Source organism: Aerococcus sp. Group 1, from assembly GCF_000193205.1.
In the GTDB taxonomy this organism is placed as follows: Bacteria; Bacillota; Bacilli; order Lactobacillales; family Aerococcaceae; genus Aerococcus; species Aerococcus urinae_A.
Window position 1 is genome coordinate 1070279 of record NC_015278.1, and the last position, 26229, is coordinate 1096507.

The 26229-nt window shown below is 39.5% G+C and carries 26 protein-coding genes and 1 pseudogene; 18 read left to right on the top strand and 9 right to left on the bottom strand.

The genetic code is table 11. The features are described 5' to 3' along the window. Positions 1-11 precede the first annotated feature (11 nt). From obgE to HMPREF9243_RS04965, 6 genes and pseudogenes are all read left to right on the top strand, one after another. A complete protein-coding gene (gene obgE, locus HMPREF9243_RS04940) occupies positions 12-1346 on the top strand; it encodes a GTPase ObgE (protein ID WP_013669257.1) in 1335 nt (444 codons plus the stop codon). Positions 1347-1356: 10 nt separating this feature from the next. Next, a complete protein-coding gene (gene rnz / locus HMPREF9243_RS04945) occupies positions 1357-2280 on the top strand; it encodes a ribonuclease Z (RefSeq protein ID WP_013668842.1) in 924 nt (307 codons plus the stop codon). Beyond that, positions 2267-3082 (top strand): annotated as a pseudogene (locus HMPREF9243_RS10720) (SDR family NAD(P)-dependent oxidoreductase). Before rnz ends, HMPREF9243_RS10720 begins: the two are co-directional and overlap by 14 nt. 39 nt (positions 3083-3121) lie before the next feature. Beyond that, a complete protein-coding gene (gene recJ, locus HMPREF9243_RS04955) occupies positions 3122-4909 on the top strand; it encodes a single-stranded-DNA-specific exonuclease RecJ (protein WP_049776759.1) in 1788 nt (595 codons plus the stop codon). Continuing rightward, complete coding sequence (locus tag HMPREF9243_RS04960) at positions 4909-5439, top strand: single-stranded-DNA-specific exonuclease C-terminal domain-containing protein (RefSeq protein WP_231286970.1); 531 nt, start codon at positions 4909-4911, stop codon at positions 5437-5439. Before recJ ends, HMPREF9243_RS04960 begins: the two co-directional genes overlap by 1 nt. Next, complete coding sequence (locus HMPREF9243_RS04965) at positions 5436-5951, top strand: adenine phosphoribosyltransferase (RefSeq protein WP_013669873.1); 516 nt, start codon at positions 5436-5438, stop codon at positions 5949-5951. The genes HMPREF9243_RS04960 and HMPREF9243_RS04965 overlap by 4 nt, the downstream gene beginning before the upstream one ends. A gap of 84 nt (positions 5952-6035) precedes the next feature. Here the strand turns inward: HMPREF9243_RS04965 and lexA are convergent, their stop codons facing one another. Together lexA and HMPREF9243_RS04975 are read right to left on the bottom strand one after the other, a co-directional pair. Continuing rightward, on the bottom strand, positions 6036-6647 hold the full coding sequence (lexA, locus tag HMPREF9243_RS04970) for a transcriptional repressor LexA (protein ID WP_013669601.1): 612 nt from the start codon (positions 6645-6647) through the stop codon (positions 6036-6038). 149 nt (positions 6648-6796) lie between these two features. Beyond that, positions 6797-8452: an NFACT family protein gene (locus HMPREF9243_RS04975; RefSeq protein ID WP_013669809.1), complete on the bottom strand. Its 1656-nt coding sequence runs from the start codon at positions 8450-8452 to the stop codon at positions 6797-6799. Between the two features lie 140 nt (positions 8453-8592). On the opposite strand from HMPREF9243_RS04975, the gene HMPREF9243_RS04980 reads away from it, so the two are divergent. From HMPREF9243_RS04980 to HMPREF9243_RS05000, 5 genes are all read left to right on the top strand, one after another. Further along, positions 8593-9015, top strand: coding sequence for a pyridoxamine 5'-phosphate oxidase family protein (locus HMPREF9243_RS04980; protein ID WP_013669717.1), 423 nt, complete (start codon positions 8593-8595; stop codon positions 9013-9015). Positions 9016-9411: 396 nt separating this feature from the next. Next, on the top strand, positions 9412-9924 hold the full coding sequence (locus HMPREF9243_RS04985; RefSeq protein ID WP_013668568.1) for a ComE operon protein 2: 513 nt from the start codon (positions 9412-9414) through the stop codon (positions 9922-9924). Between the two features lie 119 nt (positions 9925-10043). After that, complete coding sequence (gene gdhA / locus HMPREF9243_RS04990; RefSeq protein ID WP_013668585.1) at positions 10044-11390, top strand: NADP-specific glutamate dehydrogenase; 1347 nt, start codon at positions 10044-10046, stop codon at positions 11388-11390. A gap of 97 nt (positions 11391-11487) precedes the next feature. After that, on the top strand, positions 11488-12345 hold the full coding sequence (locus HMPREF9243_RS04995) for an NAD(P)H-hydrate dehydratase (protein ID WP_013669424.1): 858 nt from the start codon (positions 11488-11490) through the stop codon (positions 12343-12345). After that, complete coding sequence (locus HMPREF9243_RS05000) at positions 12338-12796, top strand: aminoacyl-tRNA deacylase (protein WP_013670038.1); 459 nt, start codon at positions 12338-12340, stop codon at positions 12794-12796. The genes HMPREF9243_RS04995 and HMPREF9243_RS05000 overlap by 8 nt, the downstream gene beginning before the upstream one ends. Here the strand turns inward: HMPREF9243_RS05000 and HMPREF9243_RS10280 are convergent. The 4 genes from HMPREF9243_RS10280 to HMPREF9243_RS05020 all read right to left on the bottom strand — a co-directional run bounded on the left by HMPREF9243_RS10280 (position 12762) and on the right by HMPREF9243_RS05020 (position 14966). Next, a complete protein-coding gene (locus tag HMPREF9243_RS10280) occupies positions 12762-13316 on the bottom strand; it encodes a 5-formyltetrahydrofolate cyclo-ligase (protein WP_081456642.1) in 555 nt (184 codons plus the stop codon). The two genes, HMPREF9243_RS05000 and HMPREF9243_RS10280, sit on opposite strands and share 35 nt — an antisense overlap. A 36-nt stretch (positions 13317-13352) precedes the next feature. Then, on the bottom strand, positions 13353-14000 hold the full coding sequence (gene nth / locus HMPREF9243_RS05010) for an endonuclease III (protein WP_013669085.1): 648 nt from the start codon (positions 13998-14000) through the stop codon (positions 13353-13355). Positions 14001-14087: 87 nt separating this feature from the next. After that, positions 14088-14522: a universal stress protein gene (locus HMPREF9243_RS05015; RefSeq protein WP_013670100.1), complete on the bottom strand. Its 435-nt coding sequence runs from the start codon at positions 14520-14522 to the stop codon at positions 14088-14090. A gap of 15 nt (positions 14523-14537) precedes the next feature. After that, positions 14538-14966 carry a universal stress protein gene (locus tag HMPREF9243_RS05020; protein ID WP_013669252.1) on the bottom strand — a complete coding sequence of 143 codons (429 nt, stop codon included), beginning with the start codon at positions 14964-14966 and terminating at the stop codon, positions 14538-14540. Between the two features lie 178 nt (positions 14967-15144). Here HMPREF9243_RS05020 and pnuC point away from each other — a divergent pair, with 178 nt between their 5' ends. From pnuC to pip, 6 genes are all read left to right on the top strand, one after another. Continuing rightward, positions 15145-15771 (top strand): nicotinamide riboside transporter PnuC, encoded by a 627-nt coding sequence (pnuC, locus tag HMPREF9243_RS05025; protein ID WP_013669740.1) that lies wholly within the window; start codon positions 15145-15147, stop codon positions 15769-15771. Positions 15772-15868: 97 nt separating this feature from the next. Beyond that, positions 15869-16762 carry a diacylglycerol kinase family protein gene (locus HMPREF9243_RS05030; RefSeq protein ID WP_196793317.1) on the top strand — a complete coding sequence of 298 codons (894 nt, stop codon included), beginning with the start codon at positions 15869-15871 and terminating at the stop codon, positions 16760-16762. Positions 16763-16838: 76 nt separating this feature from the next. Beyond that, the gene (gene mprF, locus HMPREF9243_RS05035) at positions 16839-19367 is read left to right on the top strand and encodes a bifunctional lysylphosphatidylglycerol flippase/synthetase MprF (protein ID WP_013668796.1); all 2529 of its coding nucleotides are present in this window, start codon (positions 16839-16841) and stop codon (positions 19365-19367) included. Between the two features lie 65 nt (positions 19368-19432). Beyond that, positions 19433-19876: a hypothetical protein gene (locus HMPREF9243_RS05040; protein ID WP_013669476.1), complete on the top strand. Its 444-nt coding sequence runs from the start codon at positions 19433-19435 to the stop codon at positions 19874-19876. 180 nt (positions 19877-20056) lie between these two features. Then, positions 20057-22204 carry a PTS transporter subunit IIABC gene (locus HMPREF9243_RS05045; protein WP_013668502.1) on the top strand — a complete coding sequence of 716 codons (2148 nt, stop codon included), beginning with the start codon at positions 20057-20059 and terminating at the stop codon, positions 22202-22204. 218 nt (positions 22205-22422) lie between these two features. Further along, the gene (gene pip, locus HMPREF9243_RS05050) at positions 22423-23361 is read left to right on the top strand and encodes a prolyl aminopeptidase (protein ID WP_013668789.1); all 939 of its coding nucleotides are present in this window, start codon (positions 22423-22425) and stop codon (positions 23359-23361) included. A gap of 63 nt (positions 23362-23424) precedes the next feature. Here pip and HMPREF9243_RS05055 read toward each other — a convergent pair whose 3' ends face one another. Together HMPREF9243_RS05055 and HMPREF9243_RS05060 are read right to left on the bottom strand one after the other, a co-directional pair. Then, positions 23425-24063 carry an MBL fold metallo-hydrolase gene (locus HMPREF9243_RS05055; protein ID WP_013669525.1) on the bottom strand — a complete coding sequence of 213 codons (639 nt, stop codon included), beginning with the start codon at positions 24061-24063 and terminating at the stop codon, positions 23425-23427. A 91-nt stretch (positions 24064-24154) separates the two neighbouring features. Beyond that, positions 24155-24706, bottom strand: a complete 552-nt coding sequence (locus HMPREF9243_RS05060) for an NADPH-dependent FMN reductase (RefSeq protein ID WP_013670063.1) — start codon at positions 24704-24706, stop codon at positions 24155-24157. 231 nt (positions 24707-24937) lie between these two features. Here HMPREF9243_RS05060 and HMPREF9243_RS05065 point away from each other — a divergent pair, with 231 nt between their 5' ends. Then, positions 24938-25300: a YbaN family protein gene (locus HMPREF9243_RS05065; RefSeq protein WP_013669354.1), complete on the top strand. Its 363-nt coding sequence runs from the start codon at positions 24938-24940 to the stop codon at positions 25298-25300. A 4-nt stretch (positions 25301-25304) separates the two neighbouring features. On the opposite strand, the gene HMPREF9243_RS05070 is transcribed toward HMPREF9243_RS05065, so the two are convergent. Further along, entirely contained in the window at positions 25305-26177 is an 873-nt protein-coding gene (locus HMPREF9243_RS05070) for a fructosamine kinase family protein (protein WP_013669302.1), read from the bottom strand. Positions 26178-26229: the final 52 nt, after the last annotated feature.

Consider the following 26229-nt stretch of genomic DNA (forward strand, 5'->3'; position numbering starts at 1 on the left):
GGAGGGGGACCATGTCAACATTTTATGATTATGCCAAAATATGGGTTAAAGCCGGCAAGGGAGGCGATGGTTTAGTTGCCTTTCTCCGTGAAAAATACCGTCCTGATGGAGGCCCCGCTGGTGGCGATGGTGGTCGTGGTGGTGATGTGATTTTCAAGGTGGATGAAGGCTTAAGAACCCTGATTGATTTCCGCTACAATCGTCACTTTAAGGCCAAGCCAGGAGAAAATGGAATGACCAAGGGCCGTTATGGACGTGGGGCAGATGACTTAGTCGTACCAGTGCCTCCTGGAACAACAGTTCGAGACTTTGATACAGGTGACTTGATTGGCGATTTAGTGGAAGACGGTCAGGAGCTCATAGTCGCTAAGGGAGGTCGTGGCGGACGAGGTAATATCAAATTTGCTACTCATAATAATCCTGCCCCAGAAATCGCTGAAAATGGCGAGCCTGGCCAAGAGAGAACCTTGCAGCTGGAATTAAAACTCCTCGCCGATGCCGGTTTAGTTGGCTTTCCTTCAGTTGGAAAGTCGACCTTGCTATCTGTTGTCAGTGCAGCAAAGCCTAAGGTAGGGGACTATCATTTCACTACTATTAATCCTAATTTAGGTGTGGTAACGACAAGAAACCATGAGGAATTTGTCTTAGCTGACCTTCCCGGCCTAATTGAGGGCGCCTCGGAAGGAATTGGCCTTGGCATGCGATTTTTGCGTCATATTGAACGAACAAAGGTAATCTTACATGTGGTTGATATGGGCGCTTATGAAAACCGGGATCCTTTTGAGGATTATGTAAAAATTAATAAGGAACTCAGCAATTACGATGAGGAGCTTATCGCTAGACCGACGATTATTGTTGCTAATAAGATGGACATTCCAGAAGCAGTCTTATACTTAGAAGAATTTAAAGAGAAGTTATGCACTTACTTTTCAGAGAATTATCCTGACTTAAGCGTCCCTGAAATTTATCCTATTTCTGCCTTCACCCATGCGGGGATAAACGATTTAATGGAACATACTGCCCAATTGATCAACGAAGAAACCGAACGAAGAGAAGTTCTTGAAGCAGAAAAAGCGGCAGAAGATCAAAAGGAAAGTGTCAATTACCAAATTGAGGAAGAGGAACCTTACTTCTATCTTAACCGGGATAGTGATGGTACCTTTATCCTTTCCGGTAGACGCATAGAAAAAGATTTCAAGATGGCTAACTTAGAATATGATGAAAGTGCTATGCGCTTTGCTCGTCGCTTGAAAAAACAAGGTGTCGATGAAGCTTTGCGAGAAAAGGGAGCCAAATCAGGCGATATTGTGCGCTTGTTAGACTATGAATTTGAATTTTTAGATTAGGTGAATATTTATGGAGTTAACTTTTTTAGGTACTGGTGCAGGGGTACCCAGCAAGGCCCGCAATGTGTCTTGTACCCTGTTAAAATTATTAGACGAGCGCAATGAAATGTGGATGTTTGATTGTGGTGAAGGCAGTCAACAGCAGTTTCTTAAAACAACTTTGAAACCCAGAAAAGTAACTAAAATATTTATCTCCCATGTCCATGGTGACCATATGTATGGTTTACCCGGCTTTTTAAGTAGTCGAAGCTTCCAAGGTGGAGAAAATGTCCCCTTAACTATTTATGGACCCAAAGGTGTGAAAAAATATGTTCAAACCAGCTTAGGTATTTCCAAAACCCGCCTTACCTATCCAATTTATTACCAGGAATTAGACCAATCTGGGATTGCCTTTAAAGACCAGCAATTTACGGTTAAATATGCGACTTTAGACCATATTGTTCCTAGTTATGGTTTTAGGGTAGAAGAAGCCGATTCAGCAGGCGAATTATTAATTGATAAGGCCCGGGAAGCAGGGGTTCCCAATGGACCTCTTTTAGGCAAATTGAAGGCGGGCTTAACTATTCAACTAGAAGATGGTAGGGAACTTCACGGAAAAGATTTTCTTGGGCCGGACAAGCAAGGAAAAATTGTTTCAATATATGGTGATACTCGCTATTGTCAGGCTGGGATTGATTTAGCTCAAAATGCCGATGTTTTGGTCCATGAAGCGACTTTTGAGGCTGGTGAAGAGAAAATGGCTCATGATTATTACCATTCCACTGCTAGCCAGGCCGCCATGGTGGCCAAAAAAGCCGGGGCTAAGCAACTTTACCTGACTCACATTTCAGCGCGCTATGTAGGAGCAATGGCTAAAGAATTGCAAAAAGGTGCCGAAAAAATATTCCCTGCTAGCCAAGTGGTGAAGGATTTTGATAGCTATGCCATTAAGTAATAAGGGTAAGCAAGGGCAGTGGGCCTTGGTTACTGGAGCTTCTAGTGGTATTGGTCGCGCTACTGCAATTGCTTTGGCTAAGGCAGGCTACTCAATCTTACTAACCGCTAGGCACCAGGAACGCTTGGAAGAAAGTAAGCAGCTATGCTTAGAGGCTGGTGAAAAAGCGGTAGATATTTTTCCAGCTGACTTAAAGGATTTAGAAACAGTTGACCGTCTTGTCCACTATGCTTTTGAGCGTTATTCCATAAGGATTGTTGTTCATAGTGCTGGTTTAGGCTATTTTGAACGGGTGATTTAACAAAGTGATGCACACGCTTTGGAACAGATCAATACCAATTTGATAAGCGCCATCTATCTATGTCAACGCGTCGTCATTGCCATGCTAGACCAAGGCTTAAGTAAGACCTACTTGGTGATATTGGCATCAATTGCCGCGCGCATTCAAACCGCTGGCAATGCTAGCTATGCAGCAAGTAAGGCTGGTTTGTTAGCCTTTGCAAATGGATTAAGACAAGAGTTATGGTCAACGCCTATCCAGGTAATGACTGTATTACCCGGTCCAGTAAAGACCGCCTTTTTTGACCAGGCAGATCCGAGTGGGCAATTTATTCAGGCGGTTGATAGCTTCACGGTTGAAGCAGAAGAAGTTGCCCAAGCGATTTGCCAGGGGATAAAAAGAAACAAGATAGAAGTTGTTGTCCCTAATTACTATGCCTACTTAAACAAGATCTTGTCGCTTTCGGTTCCTTTAGGCTACCGTTTGATTCATTGGACCATGGCTCGGATAAAACCGCGTTAAGGACAAGAGACATCAAGATGCTAAAGAAAGGGGTTAGTTATGCTAAAGGCAAATTATGATTGGCAATTAAGACCAAGTTTTGATCAATCTGACCTAGAAAAAGAGCAAGTGATTAAGGAAACTCAATTATCGCCACTCCTGGTCGATTTACTTTTTCAGAGAGGGAAACAAAACACTCAAGAAATTAATGATTTTTTGAGTGAAAAAGCTCATTTTCACGATCCCTTTCTACTCCATGATATGCAGAAAGCCATTGATCGCTTAGAAGAAGCTGTTAGAAATAATGAACTCATATTAATCTATGGCGACTATGATGCTGATGGAATTACAGCAACCACGATTCTCTATGAACTTTTAGAATCTATAGGGGCTAACGTAACGTATTACTTACCAGACCGCTTTGTAGATGGCTATGGGCCCAATAAGGAAGTGTATGCTTACTACATTAAGCAAGGGGTCCAATTAATTTTAACCTGTGATAATGGTGTTGCCGGTCATGAGGCAGTGAAATATGCCGAAGATGCTGGCGTTAATGTCATTATCACTGACCACCATGAAATTGGAAACACTTTACCTGATGCCTATGCTATTGTTCATCCCAGACACCCTGAGGGGAATTATCCCTTTGATGATTTATGTGGAGCTGGAGTAGCCTTTAAGTTAGCCCAAGCGATGACCGGTAGCTTACCAGTCGAATATTTGGATGTCTGTGCGATTGGAACAATCGCTGACCTGGTTCGTTTAGAGGATGAAAATCGCAGCATTGTTCAGCAAGGCTTAAAGATTATGGCTCATAGTGAAAGAATCGGTCTAATGACTTTAATGAAAAATCAAAACATTGATCTAAACCATATCGATGAAGAAACTATCGCCTTTAACATAGCTCCACGACTTAATGCCTTAGGTCGCTTAGCTTCGGCTAAACCAGGAGTTGAACTACTCACGAGTTTCGACCCGGATTATTGTCAGGAATTAGTTAATACCATTGAAACGACCAATCAAAAACGACGAGCAATTGTTGACTTGGTTAGTCAGCAAGCGATTCAGACAGTCGAAGAGTGGGAAGAATTACCAGAAATTATCATTTTATCTCATTCCAATTGGCATGAGGGGGTTCTAGGTATTGTGGCTAGTCGACTGGTAGAGCGCTATCAGCGGCCTAGTATCATTTTAAATTATAATGCTGAGAAGGCAGAATATAAGGGTTCAGGTCGTTCAGTTGCAGGAATCAACCTCTTCAAGCTTCTCCAAGCTGCAAAGGAATATGCCCCTAAGAGCGGGGGACACGCCATGGCAGCTGGTATGACCATTGCTGAAGACCAATTTGAAGCTTGGAAAGCGGCAATCTATCAAGCAGTTGAGCCCTTCAAAGAGCGATTACAAGGGAAGATTCCTTTAACAATTGACGCCAAGATTACTGCCGATCAATTGACCTTAGAAAATATTCAGGAGCTTAATCGCTTAAAACCATTTGGTACAGCTAATCCCAAGCCTATATTTTTAATCGAAAATGAATCGATCTCAACGCCACAGCAATTAGGAAAAGATAAGAACACCTTAAAATTTTCTTTGACTAAGGAAAATAAACAGCTAGAAGTTATCGGCTTTCAGAAGGGGAATTTGGCTAATTATTTACAGACTGGTCAAAGTGTTGATTTGGTTGTCGAAGCATCAATTAATACCTGGCAGGGAAAAAGTCGACCACAAGCCATTTTACTCGATATGGCTAGCGACCAAAAAATAATCGTTGACTGGCGGAGAGAAAAAATCCTGACCTTATTTTTTCCCTTTCCCAAAGTTATTATTATTTTGAAAGCAAGTCCTTAATCGCTCAATATAAGGAGCAGATTCCTAGTCAATCTTGTTTAATAGGGGAAGAAGACTTGAAGCAGAGCAGGGAACATTATAGCCAGTTAGTTATTTTTGAACTACCAAAAAATTTGCAAAAGCTAAGAGACTTCGTTCATAATGAGAATATAGAAACGATCTATCTGTTTTCATATAGTCCGATATCAGCAAGAAAAATTGGTATGCCCAATCGCGATCAATTTGCTCTGCTTTATCGTTATTTCATTTTCTATAAAGAACTTGATTTGACCGAGAAAAAGGCAGACTTGGCTAGGTATTTAAAGCTACCGCTCCCTCTTCTTAACTTATTGCTAAAAGTTTTAGTTGAAGCAGAGCTTTTAGAACAAGATGGCCAGATTTATCGTATTCGACCAGGTCAGAATAAGATCGATTTAAAAGAGTCAACCAGCCTAAAAAATTGGGCAAAGCAAATCGAAAAAGAAAACTTTCTTTTAAATGAAACCATTGATAATTTAACACGGTATTTTTTCCAGGAGGATAATTTATGAACTTAAAAGACTACATTAAGGATATACCTAATTTCCCTGAGGAAGGCATTATATTTAGAGATATTACGCCTTTACTCCAGGACCCTGAGGCTTTTCAATATACAGTTGATAAAATTGCAGATTTTGCTCGTGAAAAATCAGCAGATGTGATCATAGGTCCAGAGGCTAGGGGCTTTATCGTTGGCTGTCCAGTAGCTTATGCTTTAAACAAGGGCTTCGTTCCTGCCCGAAAAAAGAATAAATTACCTCGTGAAAAAGTCAGCATTGAATATGATTTAGAATATGGAAGCAATACTATTGAAATTCATAAAGATGCTATTCAACCTGGGCAAAAAGTCCTCATTGTTGATGATCTCTTGGCCACTGGAGGGACCATTCGTGGCACTAAAAAATTAGTTGAAGAACTTGGTGGGGAAGTCGTTGGCGCTGCCTTTATTATTGAATTAGAAAACCTAAAAGGCCGTCAACTAATCAATGATTTAGATATTTTGGCCCTCATTAATTATGACTAATGGTATCCAGATACTATAAAGCTTATAATCCAAATAAAACCGCTCTCTAAGTCAGTTACACGGACTTAGAGAGCGGTTTTTGCTTTAAAAAGTATGTTCACGGTAAAGGCTAACGACTTTACCTAATATGGTGACGTCATCAAGAATTATTGGCTCTAAACTAGCATTCTCAGGTTGGAGGCGGAAGTGACCGTTTTCTTTGAAGAAACGTTTACAGGTAGCTTCGTCATCATCTGTCATAGCAATAACAATATCACCATTAGATGCCGAACTTTGTTGGCGAACAATGACATAGTCACCATCAAGGATACCTGTTTCGATCATACTTTCTCCGCGAATTTGCAACATGAAATATTCGCCATCTTGACTATTAAGACTTGGTGGGGTGGGGAAATAGCCGTCAACGTCTTCATAGGCATCAATAGGCTGTCCAGCAGTAACCGTACCGATAATAGGAATACCGGGTTGGTCCACGCCTAACATCTTTAAACCTTTATGGGTAATTTCCAAGGCTCTGGGTTTGGTAGAATCTTTGAATAAATAACCACCTGCTTCCAAGCGATTAAGATGGCCGTGAACAGTTGAGGTTGATGCTAACCCTACTTGGTCACATATTTCTCTAACCGTAGGGGGATAGCCCTGATTTTTTACACTATCATAAATGCATTGTAAGACTTGTAAGGGTCTTTCTTTCATATTGTTTCACCGAAACTTTCCATATATATATTATCCGAGTCATTTCATTTTTATCTACTATAAAAATGGATCAAGCGATTCTAATTCGTGCTTTTATTGTAGCATAGCTCGAAATTTTGTGCAAACGTGCGTTCGTTTCTTTTGCTTGATTAAGCAAGTAAATGGGCATCAGGACTTACGAAGACTGTTTTTTGCTCAAAGTAATTAACAAGGCCAGGTTTAGCGCCATTAGTTTTTTTAACATGCTTGACCTGTGTATAATCTACGGGGACATTGTTGGCCTGCCGGTATTTAGAAAAATAGGCGGCATATGTTGCTGCTTCGATGATTTCCTCATCACTAGGTTGGTCAGTTTCTAATATCACATGGCTGCCTGGAATATCTTTAACGTGAAACCAGTAGTGGTTTTTCTTAGCCCGTCTTGTGGTTAGTTCATCATTTTGCGTATTATTACGGCCAACAAGGATAGTGTTTCCTAAACTTGTTTGATACTGTCTCGGTTTTAAAGGTTTCTTGCGCTTATGGTGATTATGTTTTTGTTGTTTAATATAGCCTTCACGGATAAGTTCTTGACGAATATCTTCTAATTCATTGGGTTCAGCAATTTCAATTTGATCTTTAACGCTTTCTAAATAATCTAATTCTGCCTGGGCAATTTGGCTTTGTTCCTTAATATGCTGTTTTGCTGTATTTAGTTTGCGATAACGTTGGAAATATTTTTGGGCATTTTGGGAAGGTTCTAGTAAAGGATCCAGTGCGATATCGATGAGCTTATTATTAGCGTAATAGTTAGGTAATTGGACACTAGTCATTCCCTTTTCCACTTGAAAGAGGTAAGTGGTCAAAATTTCACCTTTTATTTGATAGTCTTCAGCCTGTTTACTTTTTTCCATATCTTGCTTAAGATTAGCTAATTTACGGTGGTTATGCTTAATCCGTTGAGCAACAACCTGGCTAATTTGTTCACTCACCTGGTTGACCCGAGAAAAGAGGGCTTTCTTTTCATAGTAGTCATCGAGGAGCTGGGAAAAGGATTCGTAACTAGTTTGCATTCCGCCTAGAGTATAATAGGGGAAGGCAGTTGCAATGACCTGACCGTCATTTTGACTTAGGGTTGGCTTTGGTTGATTAAAATCATTGAGAAAGGCAGTAAAAGTCGTACCTTTATTTTGGGATTCAGTCAGTCTCTGGGCTAATTCTGCCGCGCTATCTTTGCCAAATCCCATAAAGGTTTTCTGTATCTCTTTAGCATCAGCCTTAAGCTTATATTCATTGGGGTTGATAGTAAACGGATTGACCTTATCCCCTTGAGGAGGCAAATGGTAAGTAGCTCCTGGTAGGAGGGTACGGAAACGGTTTTGGCTAATGTCTATTTTGGTGATGAGGTCGGCAATTTTACCATCCTGATTAAGAACTAGGATATTACTGCGTCTACCCATGACTTCAATAATGAGTTTATAGGGTTCACTAATCCCCAATTCATTTTTGCTTTCAATACTGATAATAATTATGCGGTCGTTTTCATATTGACTGAAATCGATAATCTTTCCTCCATCAATATGTTTACGTAAAAACATACAAAAATTGGGTGGGGTATCCGGCACACTGTATTGGTGATTAGTTAGCTGAACACGGGGGGCTTGGGGTGTCACAGCGAGCAATAATTTATAATTTTTGCGATTTGACCGAACGGTAAGAAGAATTTCTTGGTCGTAGGGCTGTTGCACCTTTGAGATTCTTCCCCCGGCCAAGCAAGCGTTTAATTCTTGTATAAGTCCATGAATGAATAGTCCATCATAAGACATGGAATCACCTACTTTCCTAGCTTATCATTATAGCAAAGAAGCCCAGAAATTGCTAAAAACCTTGATTGTAAGCCTTATCTTTTCGTTTATAACCTAATTATGCTATAATGATGATAAAGTAATGAGAAAGGAATGATTATATGGAATTAAAAGATTATATGAATGTTCTTGAAAATATTGGGGCTTGTGTTTTCTCAACCGTAAATGAAGACGGAGAAGCAGATGCACGTTACGCTAATGTTGGGGTAGCGAATGAACACGGGGTATTCTTCATGACAGCTCCTACCACTAACTTTTATAAACAATTAACCAATAATCCTAAGATTGCCATTACTGGTATGTTAAAAGAGGATGGTATAGAAGTAATTCGTTTACAAGGTACTGTTCGTGAAATTGGTAAAGAACATCTTGAAGCAATCTTGAAAGACAACCCATTTGTACAAGATGTTTATCCTGATGAAGAAGAACGTTCAACCGTTCAAGCCTTCCAATTATATAAAGGAGAAGGTTCATACCAACACCTTCAAAACCACGTTAAGGAAGAATTTTCTTTTGGTGAATAATTAAGAACGTTCTAAAGGGCTGTGACCTATCACAGTCCTTTTTATTGGTTATTATTTTTATAAAAAATGTGGAAAATTACACCAAATAAGATTGATTGAATTTAGATTATATTTTGCGCTATAAGCTTTCTTCAGAGTTCTAGCGCTTTCTTTTACCTATAATATAATCACCCAATGACTACTTATACTGAGTAATTCCTTTTAAGCTAAGTGTCAAAAAGAAATATAGCTATGTAAAGCAAGCCCTCCAAACTATACTTCGAGTAGTTAGGAGGGTTTTTATTTACTTTTTATAGTTATTTTACAAGAAGGATAAATTAATATTTAACGTTTACATTTCTTTTCACGGCTCTAAGCTTTGGTATAATGAGGGTATCAATAATTAGGGGGATAGTCATGAAGCGTATACCTTGGGATCAGTATTTTTTATCACAAGCCTTGGTTTTATCGATGCGGAGCACTTGTGACCGTTTGATGGTAGGGGCTGTGATCGTTAGAGATAATCGTGTTATCGCTGGGGGTTACAATGGGTCTGTCAGTGGAGAAACCCATTGTAGTGAAGGGGGATGTTATTTGGAAGATGGGCATTGTGTGCGTACGATCCATGCTGAAATGAATGCGATTATTCAGTGTGCTAAATTTGGAGTTTCTACTGAGGGCGCTGAAATCTATGTAACACACTTTCCTTGCTTGCCTTGTACCAAGCAAATTATTCAAGCTGGGATAAAAAAAGTTTCTTATCTCTATGATTACCATAATCATCCTTACGCCCTGGAACTCTACCAAAAAACCGGAGTAACGGTCTGGAAGAGACAGTTAGAAGATGACTTCTTCCATCAACTTCACCAACAAAATTTACTCAATTGTGAGAAGGAAAAACAGAGTAAAGAAAAGAATTCGTTTTCATAATCAGAATTGTCTGACATCTAATTCATTATCTGCTATAATCTTCATATGATTTAATCGTTCTCCATAGGAATAGGTTTTATCAGTATATATCTATACTCAATAGAAAGTGTGAATGTAATATGAACGCAAAAGAATATCTTCAAGAAACACGTCAATTGTGGGATAAGAAGTATGAACAGGAACCAGAATTTTTACAAGTTCTTCATGAATTTGTAGATAGTGTTGAACCTGTTTTTGAAGAACATCCCGAATATATTGAGGCTAACCTATTACAAATTTTAGCTATTCCAGAACGTATCATTGAGTTTAGAGTGCCTTGGATGGATGATCAAGGCAAGGCTCGAGTTAACACCGCTTTTCGGGTTCAATTTAATTCAGCAATTGGTCCATACAAAGGTGGCCTACGTTTCCATCCAACTGTCAATAAGAGTATTTTAAAATTCTTAGGTTTTGAACAAATCTTTAAAAACAGCTTAACCGGCTTACCTATTGGCGGAGGTAAGGGCGGTTCTGACTTTGATCCTAAGGGGAAATCTGACCAAGAAATCATGCGCTTTTGTCAAAGCTTTATGACCGAATTACAAAAATATATTGGCCCTGATATGGATGTTCCAGCAGGGGATATTGGTGTGGGTGCCCGTGAAGTTGGCTACTTATACGGCCAATATAAACGTCTAAATGGTTTCCAAAATGGTGTGATTACCGGAAAACCTTTAACTTATGGAGGTTCACTCGCTCGTACCCAAGCCACTGGTTATGGGGCAGTTTACTTCTTGAATAATATGTTAGCTGCCAAGGGAGAAGCAATTGAAGGTAAACGGATTATGATCTCTGGGGCTGGTAATGTGGCTATTTATGCTGCTGAAAAGGCTCAAGAACTTGGCGCTACTGTCCTTACAGTCTCTGACTCCAATGGTTACGTCGTCGATGAAGAAGGCATCGATATTGATTTACTAAAAGACGTCAAGGAAAATAGACGTGAACGGATCAAGGTGTACGCTGAAGAACGACCAAGTGCTACTTATTATGAAGGTGTCGTTTGGGAACACGCTATTGATGTTGATGTGGCGATGCCATGTGCTACTCAAAATGAACTGAAAAAACCGGGTGCTGAACAAGCCGTTAAGAATGGGGTTAAATATGTTTCTGAAGGTGCCAATATGCCTTTAGATAAAGCTGCAACAGATACCCTTCTTGAAGCCGGTGTATTTGTCGGCCCAGCTAAAGCAGCTAATGCAGGTGGGGTGGCCGTATCAGCCTTAGAAATGTCTCAAAATAGTCAAAGATTATCTTGGACCTTTGAAGAAGTCGACCAAAAATTAAAAGATATCATGGACAATATCTATCAACAAGCGACTTCAGCCGCTGAAAAATACACCAATGACCCTTATAACTTAATTGCAGGAGCAAACATTGCTGGTTTTAGTAAAGTTGCTCAAGCGATGTTATCTCAAGGACTTGTTTAATCCTTTTAAAAAGAGTATATTGTTGAAAAAGAGCGATGATTAAAATCGCTCTTTTTCGTAATCAAATTATACTGGGCAAAGAGAAAGGGATGAGCAAATGGAGAAAGTTGAAATTGATAAATCTGAAATTATTCAACATTTTCCCAAGCGCCAAGCCAATTCATATAAGGGTGACTACGGCAATGTTGTTCTGATCGGAGGCAATCAGTCCATGGGTGGTGCAATTCAGATGGCCGCGATGGCCTGTGTCAATAGTGGAGCAGGACTGACGACTGTCTTTACCGATCCAGTAAACCGGCCTGCCATCCATAGCGTTATACCTGAAGTGATGGTTAGTGATTGGCGTCGGCAAGACAGCTTGAAGAAGGCCATTGAAAAGGCTGATGTGATCGGCATCGGGCCAGGATTTGGTCGCGACCATTCACGCTTTAACCAGATTATGTTACTTATTAAACAAGTTATTGCTGAAAAAATATTGGTTATTGATGCCGATGCGATTTCTATTCTCAGTCAAAAAGACCAAGGCTTAGACCAATTATCCCAGGCAAAATATCTCGTTTTGACTCCACATTATGGGGAGTGGGATCGCTTATCGCATGGTGAAATTTCCTATCATGATAATGAAGGCATTCAATCATTCGTTAACCAATATCAACTGAATTTGGTTCTTAAAGGAGCACCTAGCCGTTTATATTTTGCTGACCATTCAAACTTTTATCAATTAGCTATCGGCAATCCTGGTATGGCAATTGGTGGAATGGGTGATACCTTGACTGGGATGGTTTGTGGCTTTATGGGCCAATATACAGATCATGAAGCCGCTTTGAAGGCAGCGGCCTTTCTCCATAGTTATATTGCAGACCGCATTTACCAAGATCAATATATTGTTCGCCCTAGTCAAATCGCTGATCTCTTACCCAGAGTTATGAAAGAGATGGAGGCAGAACGTGAGTAAAAAGCACAAAAAAACCAATGCCATGCGCCTCTTAGACCAGGCCAAGATTCCTTACGAAGAAGCCATCATTCCATATAGAGATGGTAGTTTTCAACCACAAGCAGGGAAATCGTCCTACAAGACCTTGGTTGCCAGGAGCCATGACCATGAAATCATTGTATTTGTGATACCGCTTGACCAAGAACTTGACCTTAAGCAATGTGCCCGTGTGATTAATAGTAAGCGAGTTGAATTAGTCCATGTCAAGGAACTATTGGATCTCACCGGCTATGTACGGGGCGGTTGTTCGCCTTTAGGCATGAAGAAAAAATATCGTACCTGGTACAATGACTCTTGTCTTGAGGAAGAGAAAATATTTGTCAGTGCCGGTGAACGGGGCAAACAAATCGGACTGGATCCTAAGGCTCTAATAGAAGTCACTCAGGGAAAGGTCGATCATTTGATTCGTTAGTCGAAAAGATACCACTTTCACTTATAATGTAATCTGCTTTTATGTCATAGTCTTTGCAAGGAATATCTGAGGTCATTAGTTTATCAAAGTAAGGAATAATAGTTATTCCTTTAAAATCAGCCAAGAGGCGGTCATAATAGCCTCCACCGTAACCTAAACGTTGACCCTGGCGGTTACAACTTAAGCAGGGTAATATGATAAGATCAACCATACTAATGTCAGCTTGGGGACTATTAGCTTGAGGCTCCAAAATACCATATCTACTTTTTTGATAAGTGGTCGATTCATCAATATAGTGCAAATCTAGTGACTTTCCCTGAACTCGGGGAAGAACAATTTGAATTCCTTGCTTAAAACAAAAATTAATCAGTTTTTGGGTATTAAATTCAAAGGGCAGACTGGAAAAAAGAAATATACACTTAGCTTGATAAAAAATCGAAAAGTTGACTAATTGATGGCTAATGATTTCATTTGCCCAGTGATAATAAGACTGAGGAAGGGCTTGACGTTTGCATTTTATTTTTTGCGTAGACTAGCTTTTGCTTTATCGATTTCATCAGTCATTTCGCTTTGTCTCCTTTTCTTGGTGGGGAAGTAATTGCGGGTAACGATAGCATTGAGGGTTACGGGCAGTACAAATCGTCCTGCCAAAGGCAATTAAAGCATGGTGGGCATCCTTCCATTCACTAGCAGGCAGGACCTTAGTAATTCGTTTTTCCACTTCTCTTACCGTAGCATTTGGATCGACAAAGTGATGATGTTTTGCTATGCGACTAATGTGGGTATCGACAGCAAAGGCTGGCTGATCAAAGCCTAGACTGAGGACGACACTGGCTGTTTTTCTCCCCACACCATTCAGACTTTCTAAATCTTTACGTTGACTGGGAACTTGGCCACTGTACTTGTCAATTAATTGTTGGCCCATTGCATGCAAATAACGCGCCTTACTATGATAAAGGCCTAGTTTGTTGATAAAGGGTTCAATATCCAGAGGGCTGGCCTTGGCCAAGTGTTTGGGCGTAGGAAAAGCTTTGAAAAGATCAGGGGTCACTTCATTAACCTTTTTATCGGTGGATTGAGCACTGAGCATCACAGCGATGAGTAATTGGTAAACAGAATTGAAGTTTAAGCTAGGGCCAGCGTCGGGAAAGAGGACCATAATTTCTTTCAGAACGGATAAAGTTTCTGAATCAGTTAAAAGCAATAAAAACACCTTTTCTATTAAATCAAGTCAAGTCTGACTAAAAAAGAAGTTGGCAGGGTGGCCAGCTTCTTTTTTATTAAGCAGGAATTATTTAGCAATGAAAACATCACAGGCCGCATGGATCATAATATACTCAGAAACAGATCCAATGAGTAAACGATCGATTACGCCTTTACCAGTCGAACCCATCATAATTAAATCAATTTCATGTTCTTCGGCAAAGTCAAGAATTTCTTTTCTAGGATCTCCAGGGCGGGCTTCAATGGTGACATCTGTAATTCCGGCCGCTTGAGCTTCTTTTTGGTAATTCTTTAATAATTCTTGGTAGGCGCATAATTCATGATCATGGGCTTTTAAATTAAAGTCATCAAAATCATAGCGTAAGAAATCAGCAGCTACACTAAAAATATAGAGTTTAGCTTGATAAATATGAGCATATTCAAGGGCTTGTTCAAAGGCAGCCTTGGCGGGCTCAGAACCATCAATAGGTACCATTATTTTTTGAATACTTTTCTCTGGCATAATTAACCTTCCTTACTAGCGTACAATGAGCACCGAAACGGGGGAGTGACGGACAACAAATTGAGAAACGGAGCCCATAAAGAGACGTTCTCTAGCGTTTTTCCCAGTTGCCCCAACAACAATCAATTCAAAGGCAGGATCTTCTTTTAAAAGGTGAATGATTTGTCGCTTAGGCTCGCCTACAAAGACCTCAGCATTGACTTGGTCAAAGTCAAATTGATCCTTGGCAAGTTGACGGTAATTATTGAGTAACTCTTGCCGTTGCCCAACGAGACTGTGAGAATAATCACTTTCTTCACGGTTAGATAAGATATCTTCATCGATAACAGATACCAGGTACAAATTGGCCTCTTTAGCTTTGGCGATAGTGGCCGCTTCAACAAAAGCATCGCGAGCTTGGTCAGAGTCGTCGACAGCAACTAAAATTTTTCTTTTTATTGACATAAATATTCCTCCCTTATATAAACGTTTTCTTTATTATTATTTTAGCAATCTAACCACTTATAATCAATAATAGCCTGAGGCTCTAACTTTGACTAGTAGGAGTAAATTTTCCATGGTAAGATATTTAACAGGTTTATCTATCATTCGATAAAAATACATATATAGGAGGATCAATTGAGTGAAAAAAGAATATCGTCAAAGCCTTAATTTAATCACTGATATTTTATTAGTTGCCATCACAGCCTGGGGGTCTTTTCAAAATGGTTGGTTTAATTTACCCAACTTGGTTTCATGGATGGGGCTGATTGGAGTTATTGGTTTGGCTAAGAAGTGGCAAGGAAATTTTATTTTTAACGCGATTCAAAATATCTCTGCTGCTATAGTAGCTGGCCGTAATCGGATCTTTGGTGACATGTTTACCAGCATTTATTATTTATTTACCCAAATTTTTGGTTTTCAACAATGGCAACACCATAAAGATGAATCCGGGGAGCTTATTGTAGACGAAAAAACGAATTGGCGTTTAGTAGGCTTCGCTGTTTTAGTGGGGTTCTTTGGTTTGGGAACCGTTTCTTATTTTCTCGGTGGCGTATTTATCTTCTGGGATGCATTTAATAATGCGACAGCTATCATTGCTCAATACATGCAATTGGTGCAAAGAAAGCGAGCCAGCTGGATTTTATGGTTAATCACTAATCTTATCTCCCTTTATATTTTCCTCATGCAGGGGGTACCACAAATGGCCATCATGTATTTCGTCTTTTCACTCAATGCCTGCCGCGGTTTTATTAACTGGAAAAATTAGGCCAGCATAGACAGGGGATTAGACTGTTAAATAGGCAAAATAATCTGTACAATTAGATTATAATAGTTAAAAGAGGGGGATAATGATGAGGAAGGTTATGATAATTGTCAATCCAGGATCTGGAGATAATCAAGGCGAGGAATACGGTAAACGGCTAGCTGATTTTCTCAACGGTAAGTTTGATCAAGTCAATATAAAAAAGACTGAAGGCGACAATGACGCCTTGAAGTTTGCCCAGGAAGCCTGTCAAGGCCATTATGATTCTTTATTTACTGTTGGTGGTGATGGAACCATTAATGAAGCGGTCAATGGGCTCGCCGGCCAGGACTACCGACCCACTTTAGGTTTCTTCCCAGCAGGAACCAACAATACTTTTGCCCAATTATTTAATATTTCTGAAGATATTGATCAGTACATCGAGGACTTAGATTTGGAAGAACGCCATAGTTTAGATATTGGCCGCTGTAATGATCAATATTTCAACTACTATGTTTGTTTTGGCAAGTTAATTGAAGCAACCACAGGAACCAGCTCCGAAGAGAAATCACAATTCGGCTCCTTTGCTTACCTGAAGAATATTCTATCAGCTCTACCTAAAGATGATACCCATCCTATTAAAATAGAATCTGATAGCGAAAGTTTTGAAGGCAAAGCCAGTCATGTATTTGTTCTATTAACTAACCAAGTGGGAAACCTGGTCTTCTCTAATGAACAAAGCAATTTACAAGACGGTCAATTTCAAGTGTACATTTTAACTGATGAATCAACCGGGTCAAAATTATCTGCCCTTAAAGATATCCTTTTTGGTCAATTAGAAGATAATGACTCGATCAAAAGCTTTGCCTGTTCCAAGTTAACCACCACGAATTCTGATGATAATGAAACCCAGGTCGATATTGATGGTAACGATGGACCTTATCTCCCATGCGAAATTGAATTATTGCCTAAGCACATTAATTTCTATGTTCCTAAGACCCAAGCAGTTCAATAAAGGCTAATTTATATAAATTTAAGACAACTTTAATAAGGGTTTAGTGTATACTAAGGAAAAGTAATAGGAGTCTAGTATGACTCCTATTTTAATTATAAAAAATAAAGGAACATCCTATATTATGAAAAATATTTACAATCGCTATCATAAAATGTTTAAAATAGTATTTTATATTTTACTGATCTTATTTTTCGGCTATCTCATTCAAAATGAGTTACGGTCAATTAATTGGTCCTTGTTTTTTGATTCCTTAGCTGACCTACCTGCCTTTACACGCCTGGCCCTAGTAATCTTTGGATTATTAGGCTTTAGCTTTAACGGGTGGTATGACTATGTCGCTACCCGTAACTACACGGTGACTGCCCATAGCTATAAAATTTTACAAATGGGCTGGATAAGCCAAGCATTTAATGAATTTATCGGCTTAAGTGGCTTTACTGGTGCCGCTCTCAGAAATAATTTTTATCAAAAGCATGGACTGAAGCCTAAGCAAGCCATACAAATTTCCTTAGAAACTTGGTTTGCCAGTTTTCTAGGTTTAGGCGTCTTATTATTAATCGTCTTATTATCAGGAAAAATTGAGGGTTATTCACTATTACTTCCAGTAATTTATTTACTCTACCTGCCTTTGTATTTTTTCTATGATAAATTGCCTTTAGCCAGAAAATTGGGTGAAAAATTTGGCCTTGAAGCTATCACTTGGAAGAAGAAATTTGCTTACCTATCTGCTTCGCTGTGTGACTGGGTAGCTTCTTTTACCTATTTTTATATTGTGATGTTAATTTTTATGCCGCATTTATCACCGATATTTGCCATGATGGTCTATAGCTTCGCTAACGTTGTAGGAATTTTAAGTTTTATTCCTGGAGGTTTGGGGACCTTTGACCTGACGGTATTATTAATGATGCAAAATGCCGGTTATAATCCCGATCAAGTTTTGGCAGCGATTGTTATCCTCCGGGTATGTTACTACGTCATTCCCTGGTTATTAGCTTGCTTCTATGTTTTCCATAACTGGTTTACCAGTAAACTATTCGAAGAAGATATGAAGATAAAGGCATGGGGAAAGTGGATCGTTCGCTTTGTTTCCTTTTTACTCTCAGTCAACGGCTTGGTTTTAATTTCTTCAGTGATTTCACCAGCCGTTTCTGAGCGGATTCATTTGCTTAAATACCTGATTCCTAGATCTTTACAGAGTGTCTCCATTCTTTTGGTCCTTTTAATTGGTTGTACTGCCTTTATTTTATCTTTTGGCCTATTTAAGCGGATCAGAAGGGCATTATGGTTGACGCTTATCCTCTTACCCCTAGGAGCCATTGCTTGTATGATTAAGGGGCTAGACTATGAGGAAGCGATCTTCTTACTCCTGTCGACTTATTTGCTTTATCAGTCCCGCTTTCTCTTTACTCGTAATCATTTGGCATTGAACCGTAAGAATATTTTACTTAGCTTTTTCGCCTGTGCAGGCCTTTTGTTAATCATCTTTTTAATCACCGGGCACTTTAGACATATGCCTTTCACTCGTCATGTCTATTTATTAAATCCTTTACATATTTTCTTCTATCTGGTGATTGCTAGTTTGTTGACTATTTTAGTGCTATTTAGTCGCAGTGAACGACTGGACTTCCTACCACCTTCCCTAGATGAAATTAATCTTTACGAACAGCTTATCGCTGAATATGGGGGAAGTGAATATAGCCACTTAGTCTATTTGAAAGACAAGATGATCTTTTTTAACACGGAACAAACTGTGGCTATTTTATACCGCCCCTCATCGGATAATTTAATTGCCTTGGGTGATCCTATTGGTAACAGTCAGGATTTTCCTATCGCCTTAGAAGAATTTTTGGAATATGTTGAACATATGGATATGGCGGTTGGCTTTTATGAGGTCACCCCGCATTACCTAGATGCCTTTTGTAGTTTAGGCTACGCTACCCTAAAAATAGGGGAGTCAGCGATTATTGATTTAGATGACTTTACTTTTGAAGGGAAGAAGAATAAAAACCGGCGTTCCGTTCGCAATGATATGACCCGGGCCGGCCTCTATTTTGAAGTTTACCAACCTCCTTATAATGATCAATTTATCCATGACTTGCGACAAATTTCTGATCAGTGGCTTAATAAGCGTGAAGAAATGAGCTTTTCCATGGGGGCTTTCTATGAGGACTATCTAGCCAGAGAGCGGATTGCCGTCTTAAGAGATGAGGAGGCGATCTATGCTTTTGCAAGTATTATGCCGATATCGGAAGATATGATTTCAATTGATTTAATGCGTTATATCAGTCATGATGCCGGGGATGTTATGCAGATGCTAATTTTGCAGTTATTGCAATGGGCCAAGGACCTTGGTTACCACCGCTTTGTTTTGGGAATGGCGCCTTTGGCTAATGTAGGAACAAAATCATATGCCAGCCCTCGGGATAAGACCCTACATCTGGTATATGATTTTGGTAATCGTTTTTATGGCTTTAAAGGATTACGTGCCTACAAATCTAAATTCCGTCCTGAGTGGGAAAACCGCTATATTATTTATCCTAATCAGACCACTTTAATCAAGATTTTAATTAGTTTATTAGATATTACCCACAAGACAAGGGATTAATGTTTATTTTTTAAGGGATTTCGATTACACTAAATAGAAACGACGATAGGAAAGGAAGCGATATCATGTCACAAAACGTTTATACCGTATACTGGGAAAATAAACGTGATGGCGTCCGCAAAGAACACGGGACCTTTGCGAGTGAAAAAGAAGCTTTAGCAGGGATTAAAGCTTGGTGGGAGTTACAAAAGGACAAATATGACAATGTCCAAACTGTTCGCACGAATACCGGAGCCTTAGAAATCCAATACGAAGATGATAATTATGTCTATCGGATTGAGGAGGAACTATTAGATGGGCAGCTGCCTAAAAAATCTTATACTTTAAGGAAAGCTGGTCAAATTGAGGCGGAAAGAAACAAATATGATGTCGATGACGATTATTATCTTTTTGATGAGTTAGCCGAACCTTATCGTGACCGCCTGATTGTAGCTATGAATGACAGCCAAAAGGCTCGCCAATATATCTATAACGAACGCGGACAACTCATCAAAAAATTAGGTCAATAAAATTTTAGTTAAAGGCAAAAGAGAGTCAAATCTCCATAAAAGGAACTTGACTCTCTTTTTTTGACCAGATATGGGTATTGGAAACGCTTTATAACAAAAGGGTTATTGAAAAGGCTTAATTTTATGATTATAATAGTTAGGGTGTTCTTAATTGTCAATTGATAGAAGGAGGAAAAAACAATGAAAGAGAAACTTTTTGAAAGTTTGCAACGTTTAGGGAAAACCTTTATGTTACCAATTTCAATTTTACCCTTAGCTGGTTTATTTCTAGGGATATCAGCTTCTTTTACAGGTGAAACATTTGTGAAAATGTATCACTTAGAAAATATTCTTTCGCCGGGAATGCCGCTCCATAGTATTTTAAGCGTTTTAGGAGACTGCGGAGCCGTTGTCTTTGATAACCTAGGTTTATTGTTTGCTATATCTATTGCCTTAGGTTTGGCTAAAAGCGAGAAAGGGGTGGCAGCCTTATCAGCCGTGGTGGGGTACTTTATGATGTACGCTTCACTATCTAGTTCCATCATCCACCTCCGTGGTTTAGAAGAATTGGAAAAAATACCAGGATTGATTACTTCATTACTTGGCTTTGAGCATACCATGAACCTCGGTGTCTTTGGTGGGATTATTATTGGCTGTCTTGTGGCTTGGCTACATAATCGTTATTACAAGATCGAACTCCCTGATGCCTTGTCATTTTTTGCCGGCACTCATTTTGTCCCAATTGTTTCAGCAGTTGCTGGAGTCGTTAGTGGACTTATTTTATCTTTTATCTGGCCGTATTTCGCTGCTGGAATTGCTAATCTCGGTCAGATTATCGCTAATACTGGCCACTTAGGGACCTTCCTTTACGGTTATATTTATCGTGCCTTAATTCCATTTGGATTGCATCATATTTTTTATTTACCATTTTGGCAAACCGCTGTAGGAGGGACTGCTGTCGTTGATGGGACTACTGTTGTGGGCGCCCAAAATATTATTTTTGCCCAATTAAAGGCTGGAGAAGCTATTTCTCCCGATGCAGCTAGATTCTTTGCCTTCCAATTTCCAGAGATGATCTTTGCCTTACCAGCTGCTGCCTACGCCATGTACCGGGCCGCTAGATCAGATAAGAAGACCATGGTCAAGGGGCTATTATTTTCTGCATCCCTAACCTCAATTGTTACGGGGATTACGGAGCCAATTGAATTTACTATTTTATTTGCCTCTCCTTTACTTTATTTTGGGGTGCATTGTGTTCTCTTTGCTTTATCTACTGTCTTAGTCCATATTGCCGGAGTAGGAGTTGGACTAACTTTCTCAGGAGGTTTAATTGATTTTATTCTTTACGGCGTCTTGCCAGGCAATGCAAGAACACATTGGATTCCAGTGGTTATTATCGGTATTATTTACGCCATTGTCTATTTCTTCCTCTTCCATTGGATTATAAAGAAATTTGACTTGGATACTCCAGGAAGAAAAGCAGATACTTCATTACATACTAAAGAAGAATTCCGAAACAAAAATGCGCTTAATGGCTTGAGTGAAAATGACCAAAGAGCTTATCAAATAGTTAGCGGTTTGGGTGGTACCGATAACCTTGTCGATGTTGATAATTGTGCCACCCGTCTACGGGTAACGGTCAAAAACGGTGATGAGGTTAATAAGGAAGCCCTACAAGCCACTGGCGCAGCTGGCGTTGTGGTCCGTGGTAATAGTGTCCAAGTCATTTATGGGACTACGGTGTCAACCATTAAGACCCAAGTCACTGAATTCATCGAAAGTGGCCAAGCTCCCAAAACAGCCGCAACAGTCGTGAACGAAAAGCAAGCAGAAGATCTCAAGGGATCAGCTCAAGTTGTTAATGATCAAGCGATTTTAGATGGTATCCCAGTAGAACTTTATGCGGTTGCAGATGGTGAGGTCATTAGCATTGATAAGGTAGAAGATGAGGTCTTTTCTCAAAAGATGATGGGGGACGGCTATGCTATCCAACCTAGTCAAGGCCAAGTGGTCGCGCCAGTAAGTGGGAAAATCTTAAATATCTTTCCAACTAAGCATGCCCTTGGTCTCCAAAGTGATGAAGGCCTTGAAATTCTCGTTCACATGGGCTTAGACACGGTTGAACTCAAAGGCGAAGGCTTTACTATTCAGGTTGAAGAAGGGCAAAGTGTTAAAGCTGGGGATCCGTTAGCTCAAATGGACCTAGCAAATATCGAAGCCAAAGGAAAAGCTTGTGACATCATGGTTGTCTTAACCAATAGTGATAGGGTTCATAGCCTCGATGTTCTTGATCAAAAACAAGTCACAGCTGGCGAAAAGGTCGGCGAAGCCTTATTAAATAAGGAATAGCGTGTTAATTAGTATTACTTAACTAAAGGTTCTAGCAGTGGAACAAAGCGTCTACTGCTAGGCCTTTTTATATACTAATCGCTCGGCAGAGTTTCGCTTAAAAGTTCTAAACCATTACTTTCTTTATGAATTTACTTAATTATTTTAATAGACGAAACAAGCTTTAGGGTATACTATAAAGAGAAAGTTAGTGCAGTTATTAGGAAAGGGGTTTGACAATGGAAGCAGGTTATCAAAATACAGCTGTCAATCAAAGCTTTTACTTACAAGTGGACGATCAGCATAAATTGTATGTCGAAGACTGTGGAAACACAAAAGGCCAGCCAGTTATTTTTCTACATGGAGGTCCTGGGAGTGAGATTACTCCAAGTTGCCGCTTATTTTTCGATCCTGAAAAATATCATATTATTTTATTTGACCAACGAGGGACTGGGAAGAGTAAGCCTTTTTTATCTACCGAGAATAATACACCTTTTGATAGCGTCCGCGATATGGAACTGATCCGTGAATACTATGGTTATGACAACTGGTTTGTTTTTGGGGGCTCTTACGGGTCGACCTTGGCTTTGGTCTACGCCATTTTACATCCTGAACGGGTGGAACAATTAATACTAAGAGGGATCTTTCTAGGCCGTCAAGAAGAAATCGATTGGTTGTATGAAGGTGGGGCAGCAAAATTTTATCCCGAAGCTTACGAAAAATACCTGTCGTTCTTGAGCGATGAGGAGCAAAAAAATTGCGTCCATGCTTATTATCAAAAAATCCATCAGGGAGATAAAGAAGCTCATCAAGCGGCATGTAGGTATTGGGCCAAGTGGGAATCTTCCTTATTGACCCTACTGCCTCATTTTCCCGAAGAAGACCAACTGAGTCCAAGTGAAGAAACGACAGCCGTTTTAGAATCGCATTACTTTGAAAATCATATGTTTTTTGATGAAGATAATTATATTTTAAATAATGTTCACCGCTTTAATGATATCCCGATGGAAATTGTCCAAGGCCGGTATGATGTCATTTGCCCACCAATTTCAGCCTATCAACTCCACCAAGCATGTCCAAAATCAAATTTACACCTGGTAGAAGCCAGTGGACATAGCCCTTACGATCCTGAAATGTTAAAAGCAATCGTAGCTATTATGGACCAATTAGCCGAATAAAAGAAAAAGCACTCCTCAAGATGACTTAGAAGGATAAGTGATCCTTGAGGGGTGCTTTGCTATTTAATTAAAAAAGGGATTTGTTAATTTTTCTTCAGCAATGGTAGAAGACCCGTAATGGCCTGGATAAACCAAGGTCTGGTCTGGTAAAGTAAACAATTTTCGGGGAATACTTTGCATAATCGCTTGACTATCTCCACCCGGAAAATCGGTTCGACCGATCGTTCCTTTAAAGAGGGTATCACCAGTCATCATAAAGGGATGGTCGCTGTTATTAAAGAATAAACAAGTACTTCCATGAGTATGACCTGGTGTATGAATGGGAGTAAAGCTAATACTTCCTATACTTTGCTCCTGGTCATCTTGGTAGTAGGAATCTGCCGCTTGAAAAGTCAAGTGACCTAAACCAATAAAGGGACTCATGTTATACATAGGATCACTTAACCAGGGCGACTCAGCTTGATTAATATAGACCGGAATTTGGTAATATTGACGGATATCGTCTAGGGCACCAATATGGTCACAATGACCATGAGTAATTAAGACAGCTAGGGGTTTTAGTTGTAGCTTTTGAATTTCAGAACGAATTCTGCCCGCTGAAGAACCGGGATCAATAATTAAGGCTTCTTTATTTTGCTCGTTATAGACTAGATAGGTATTAGCCTCCAAGACCTCAGTAACGACTCGGGATACTTTGAGCATAAGTTGACCTCCTGAATATATACTAAAAGTAAAAATAAAACCATAGTTGCTGGGAATCCAACAGCTATGGCTCACAGAAGTGAATGATTAATTAGTCTTCTTGTTGTTCTTTAATGAAATCAAGGAATTGATGGAAGAGCATGTCTAAGAATTTATCTGTCCCTTCATCAGTCATGCGACCGGTTTCGTCAAATTTGTTAGCAGCTTGTCCCATTAAAAATTCTGCACCTGGGAAAACTCTAGCATATAAACCTGGAGAAGTGAAAATATTACGTAAGTTATCTTGGGCACGAACAGAACCTAGGGTACCTAATGAAGCCCCCACAATCATCACAGGTTTGTTTTGGAAAGGTTTACGAACACTTGATAACCATTCGATAACACTCTTAAGAGCGGCGGTAATAGCGTGGTCATATTCAGCTGTTGAAATAACAACGCCATCAGCAGCTTCAATTTTGTCAGCTAATTCATTGACCACATCAGGAACATCTTGTCCCATGTAATCTGCGTTAAATAGAGGGATTTCATTAATTTCAGCAACTTCAAATTCAACTTCGTCACCGAATTTATTGGCCATATGTTCAATTAAAAGACGGTTATGAGACTTAGAAGCATTGTTACCAATAATACCGACAATTTTCAATTAAAAAAACTCCTTTCGCTAAGCCAGGGATTTCCTGTTTAACAATTTGATTATTTGATATTTAGCGTGATTAAAAATTAAACGCTTTCTTAATCATTGTAAAATGAATTTGGCAAAATGTCTACACTATTGAGAAAATAAATAGAATATAATAGTTATGGATTATTTCTTATCTTCAGGCTCTTTTACTGTTATTATAGATATAACCTATATTTTAAAGGAGCTGGTTGAATGCGTTATTTTTATCTCATTTTAGGTTGGACTTCCTTCGCTTTAGGTGCCTTGGGAACCTTTATCCCTGTATTACCAACAACTCCATTCATGCTATTAGCAGCCTGGGCCTTTGCGCGTAGCTCTAAGCGCTTTGATCAATGGCTGAAAAGTACAAAAATCTACCAATATTATGGAGCAGATTTTGAAGATGGTGGTGGGATTCCTTTAAAAAAGAAAGTACAAATTATACTCATTACCTATACCGTAATGGCTATATCCATTTATTTTGTCCCACTTAAGCCTGTCAGATTACTAATTATTGTCATAGGTATAATATTTGGGTTATGGTTATTTTTCAAAATGCCCACCAAAAAAGAGTAAAGGCCTATTTAGCCTTTACTTTTATTCTTCTCATAGTAGCATCGACACTGTCATAATACACAGTTCCAAACTTAGCCAAATGTAGCATAAGTAAATATAACTGATAAAATTCTAAGCGGAATTCATAACCTTCAGCCATGGGGTAATGCACTTGGTAACTTTGATAAAAATCATGGTTAAAACCGCCAAAGACCATGGAGACCCCAATATCAAACTCACGATCGCCGTAAAAAGGGGCAGGATCAAAGATAGCCGGTCGACCATCGCTTAAAAACATAAAATTACCTGACCATAAGTCGCCATGTAGGAGGGAAGGGTGACTTTTATGCTGGCTCAAGCTATCTATAATGATGGCGCGAATTTCTTGGTAGGCCTCACTTTCGGCCTGTTGCCATAGTTGGTGGTCCATCAGATAATCATGGAGGGGATCTAGCCTTTGTTTAATGAAAAAGTCAGGCCAAGAGGAACTCCAGGCATTTGAGAAGGTTAAGCTGGCTCCTTGATAATCCAGGTCAAAGCCAAATTGACCATTGTCGCTGTGGACATGGTGTAAGTTACTGATTAATTCACCCAATCGCTTTTGGTCTCCTGAAAAGCCTTCATCAAGATAAGTCAAGAGAAGATAGGCGTCCCCATTAATTTCCCCCTGACTGATCACTTTTGGTGCAGTAATACCTGCCTTTTCAAAGGCCTTAAGACCAGCAACCTCACTGTCATAAAAGGAAGCTGGAGTATTCTTTTGAACCAGGAGAAAATAAGGGCCATTATTACTATCGATGCGATAAGCATCGTTGACGTCTCCACCTGAAACGGGATGAAGCTTTTGAATGTCCTTCACTGGTAATTGACTGATCCATTGACGGTTAATTTTCGTCATTAATAGGACTCCTTTCGCTATATTTTATTCATAAATTAATCGATACCCTATA

Excerpts from the sequence above, each read along its gene's own strand:
- HMPREF9243_RS04965 (WP_013669873.1), top strand. The coding sequence starts at position 5,436 with ATGAACTTAAAAGACTACATTAAGGATATACCTAATTTCCCTGAGGAA.
- HMPREF9243_RS05045 (WP_013668502.1), top strand. The coding sequence starts at position 20,057 with ATGAAAGAGAAACTTTTTGAAAGTTTGCAACGTTTAGGGAAAACCTTT.
- gdhA (WP_013668585.1), top strand. The coding sequence starts at position 10,044 with ATGAACGCAAAAGAATATCTTCAAGAAACACGTCAATTGTGGGATAAG.
- pip (WP_013668789.1), top strand. The coding sequence starts at position 22,423 with ATGGAAGCAGGTTATCAAAATACAGCTGTCAATCAAAGCTTTTACTTA.
- HMPREF9243_RS05055 (WP_013669525.1), bottom strand. The coding sequence starts at position 24,063 with ATGCTCAAAGTATCCCGAGTCGTTACTGAGGTCTTGGAGGCTAATACC.
- HMPREF9243_RS05065 (WP_013669354.1), top strand. The coding sequence starts at position 24,938 with ATGCGTTATTTTTATCTCATTTTAGGTTGGACTTCCTTCGCTTTAGGT.
- HMPREF9243_RS05070 (WP_013669302.1), bottom strand. The coding sequence starts at position 26,177 with ATGACGAAAATTAACCGTCAATGGATCAGTCAATTACCAGTGAAGGAC.
- HMPREF9243_RS05030 (WP_196793317.1), top strand. The coding sequence starts at position 15,869 with ATGATAATTGTCAATCCAGGATCTGGAGATAATCAAGGCGAGGAATAC.
- HMPREF9243_RS04980 (WP_013669717.1), top strand. The coding sequence starts at position 8,593 with ATGGAATTAAAAGATTATATGAATGTTCTTGAAAATATTGGGGCTTGT.
- HMPREF9243_RS05015 (WP_013670100.1), bottom strand. The coding sequence starts at position 14,522 with ATGCCAGAGAAAAGTATTCAAAAAATAATGGTACCTATTGATGGTTCT.
- obgE (WP_013669257.1), top strand. The coding sequence starts at position 12 with ATGTCAACATTTTATGATTATGCCAAAATATGGGTTAAAGCCGGCAAG.
- HMPREF9243_RS04975 (WP_013669809.1), bottom strand. The coding sequence starts at position 8,452 with ATGTCTTATGATGGACTATTCATTCATGGACTTATACAAGAATTAAAC.
- recJ (WP_049776759.1), top strand. The coding sequence starts at position 3,122 with ATGCTAAAGGCAAATTATGATTGGCAATTAAGACCAAGTTTTGATCAA.
- lexA (WP_013669601.1), bottom strand. The coding sequence starts at position 6,647 with ATGAAAGAAAGACCCTTACAAGTCTTACAATGCATTTATGATAGTGTA.
- rnz (WP_013668842.1), top strand. The coding sequence starts at position 1,357 with ATGGAGTTAACTTTTTTAGGTACTGGTGCAGGGGTACCCAGCAAGGCC.
- HMPREF9243_RS05040 (WP_013669476.1), top strand. The coding sequence starts at position 19,433 with ATGTCACAAAACGTTTATACCGTATACTGGGAAAATAAACGTGATGGC.
- HMPREF9243_RS04985 (WP_013668568.1), top strand. The coding sequence starts at position 9,412 with ATGAAGCGTATACCTTGGGATCAGTATTTTTTATCACAAGCCTTGGTT.
- mprF (WP_013668796.1), top strand. The coding sequence starts at position 16,839 with ATGACTCCTATTTTAATTATAAAAAATAAAGGAACATCCTATATTATG.
- HMPREF9243_RS05020 (WP_013669252.1), bottom strand. The coding sequence starts at position 14,966 with ATGTCAATAAAAAGAAAAATTTTAGTTGCTGTCGACGACTCTGACCAA.
- HMPREF9243_RS04995 (WP_013669424.1), top strand. The coding sequence starts at position 11,488 with ATGGAGAAAGTTGAAATTGATAAATCTGAAATTATTCAACATTTTCCC.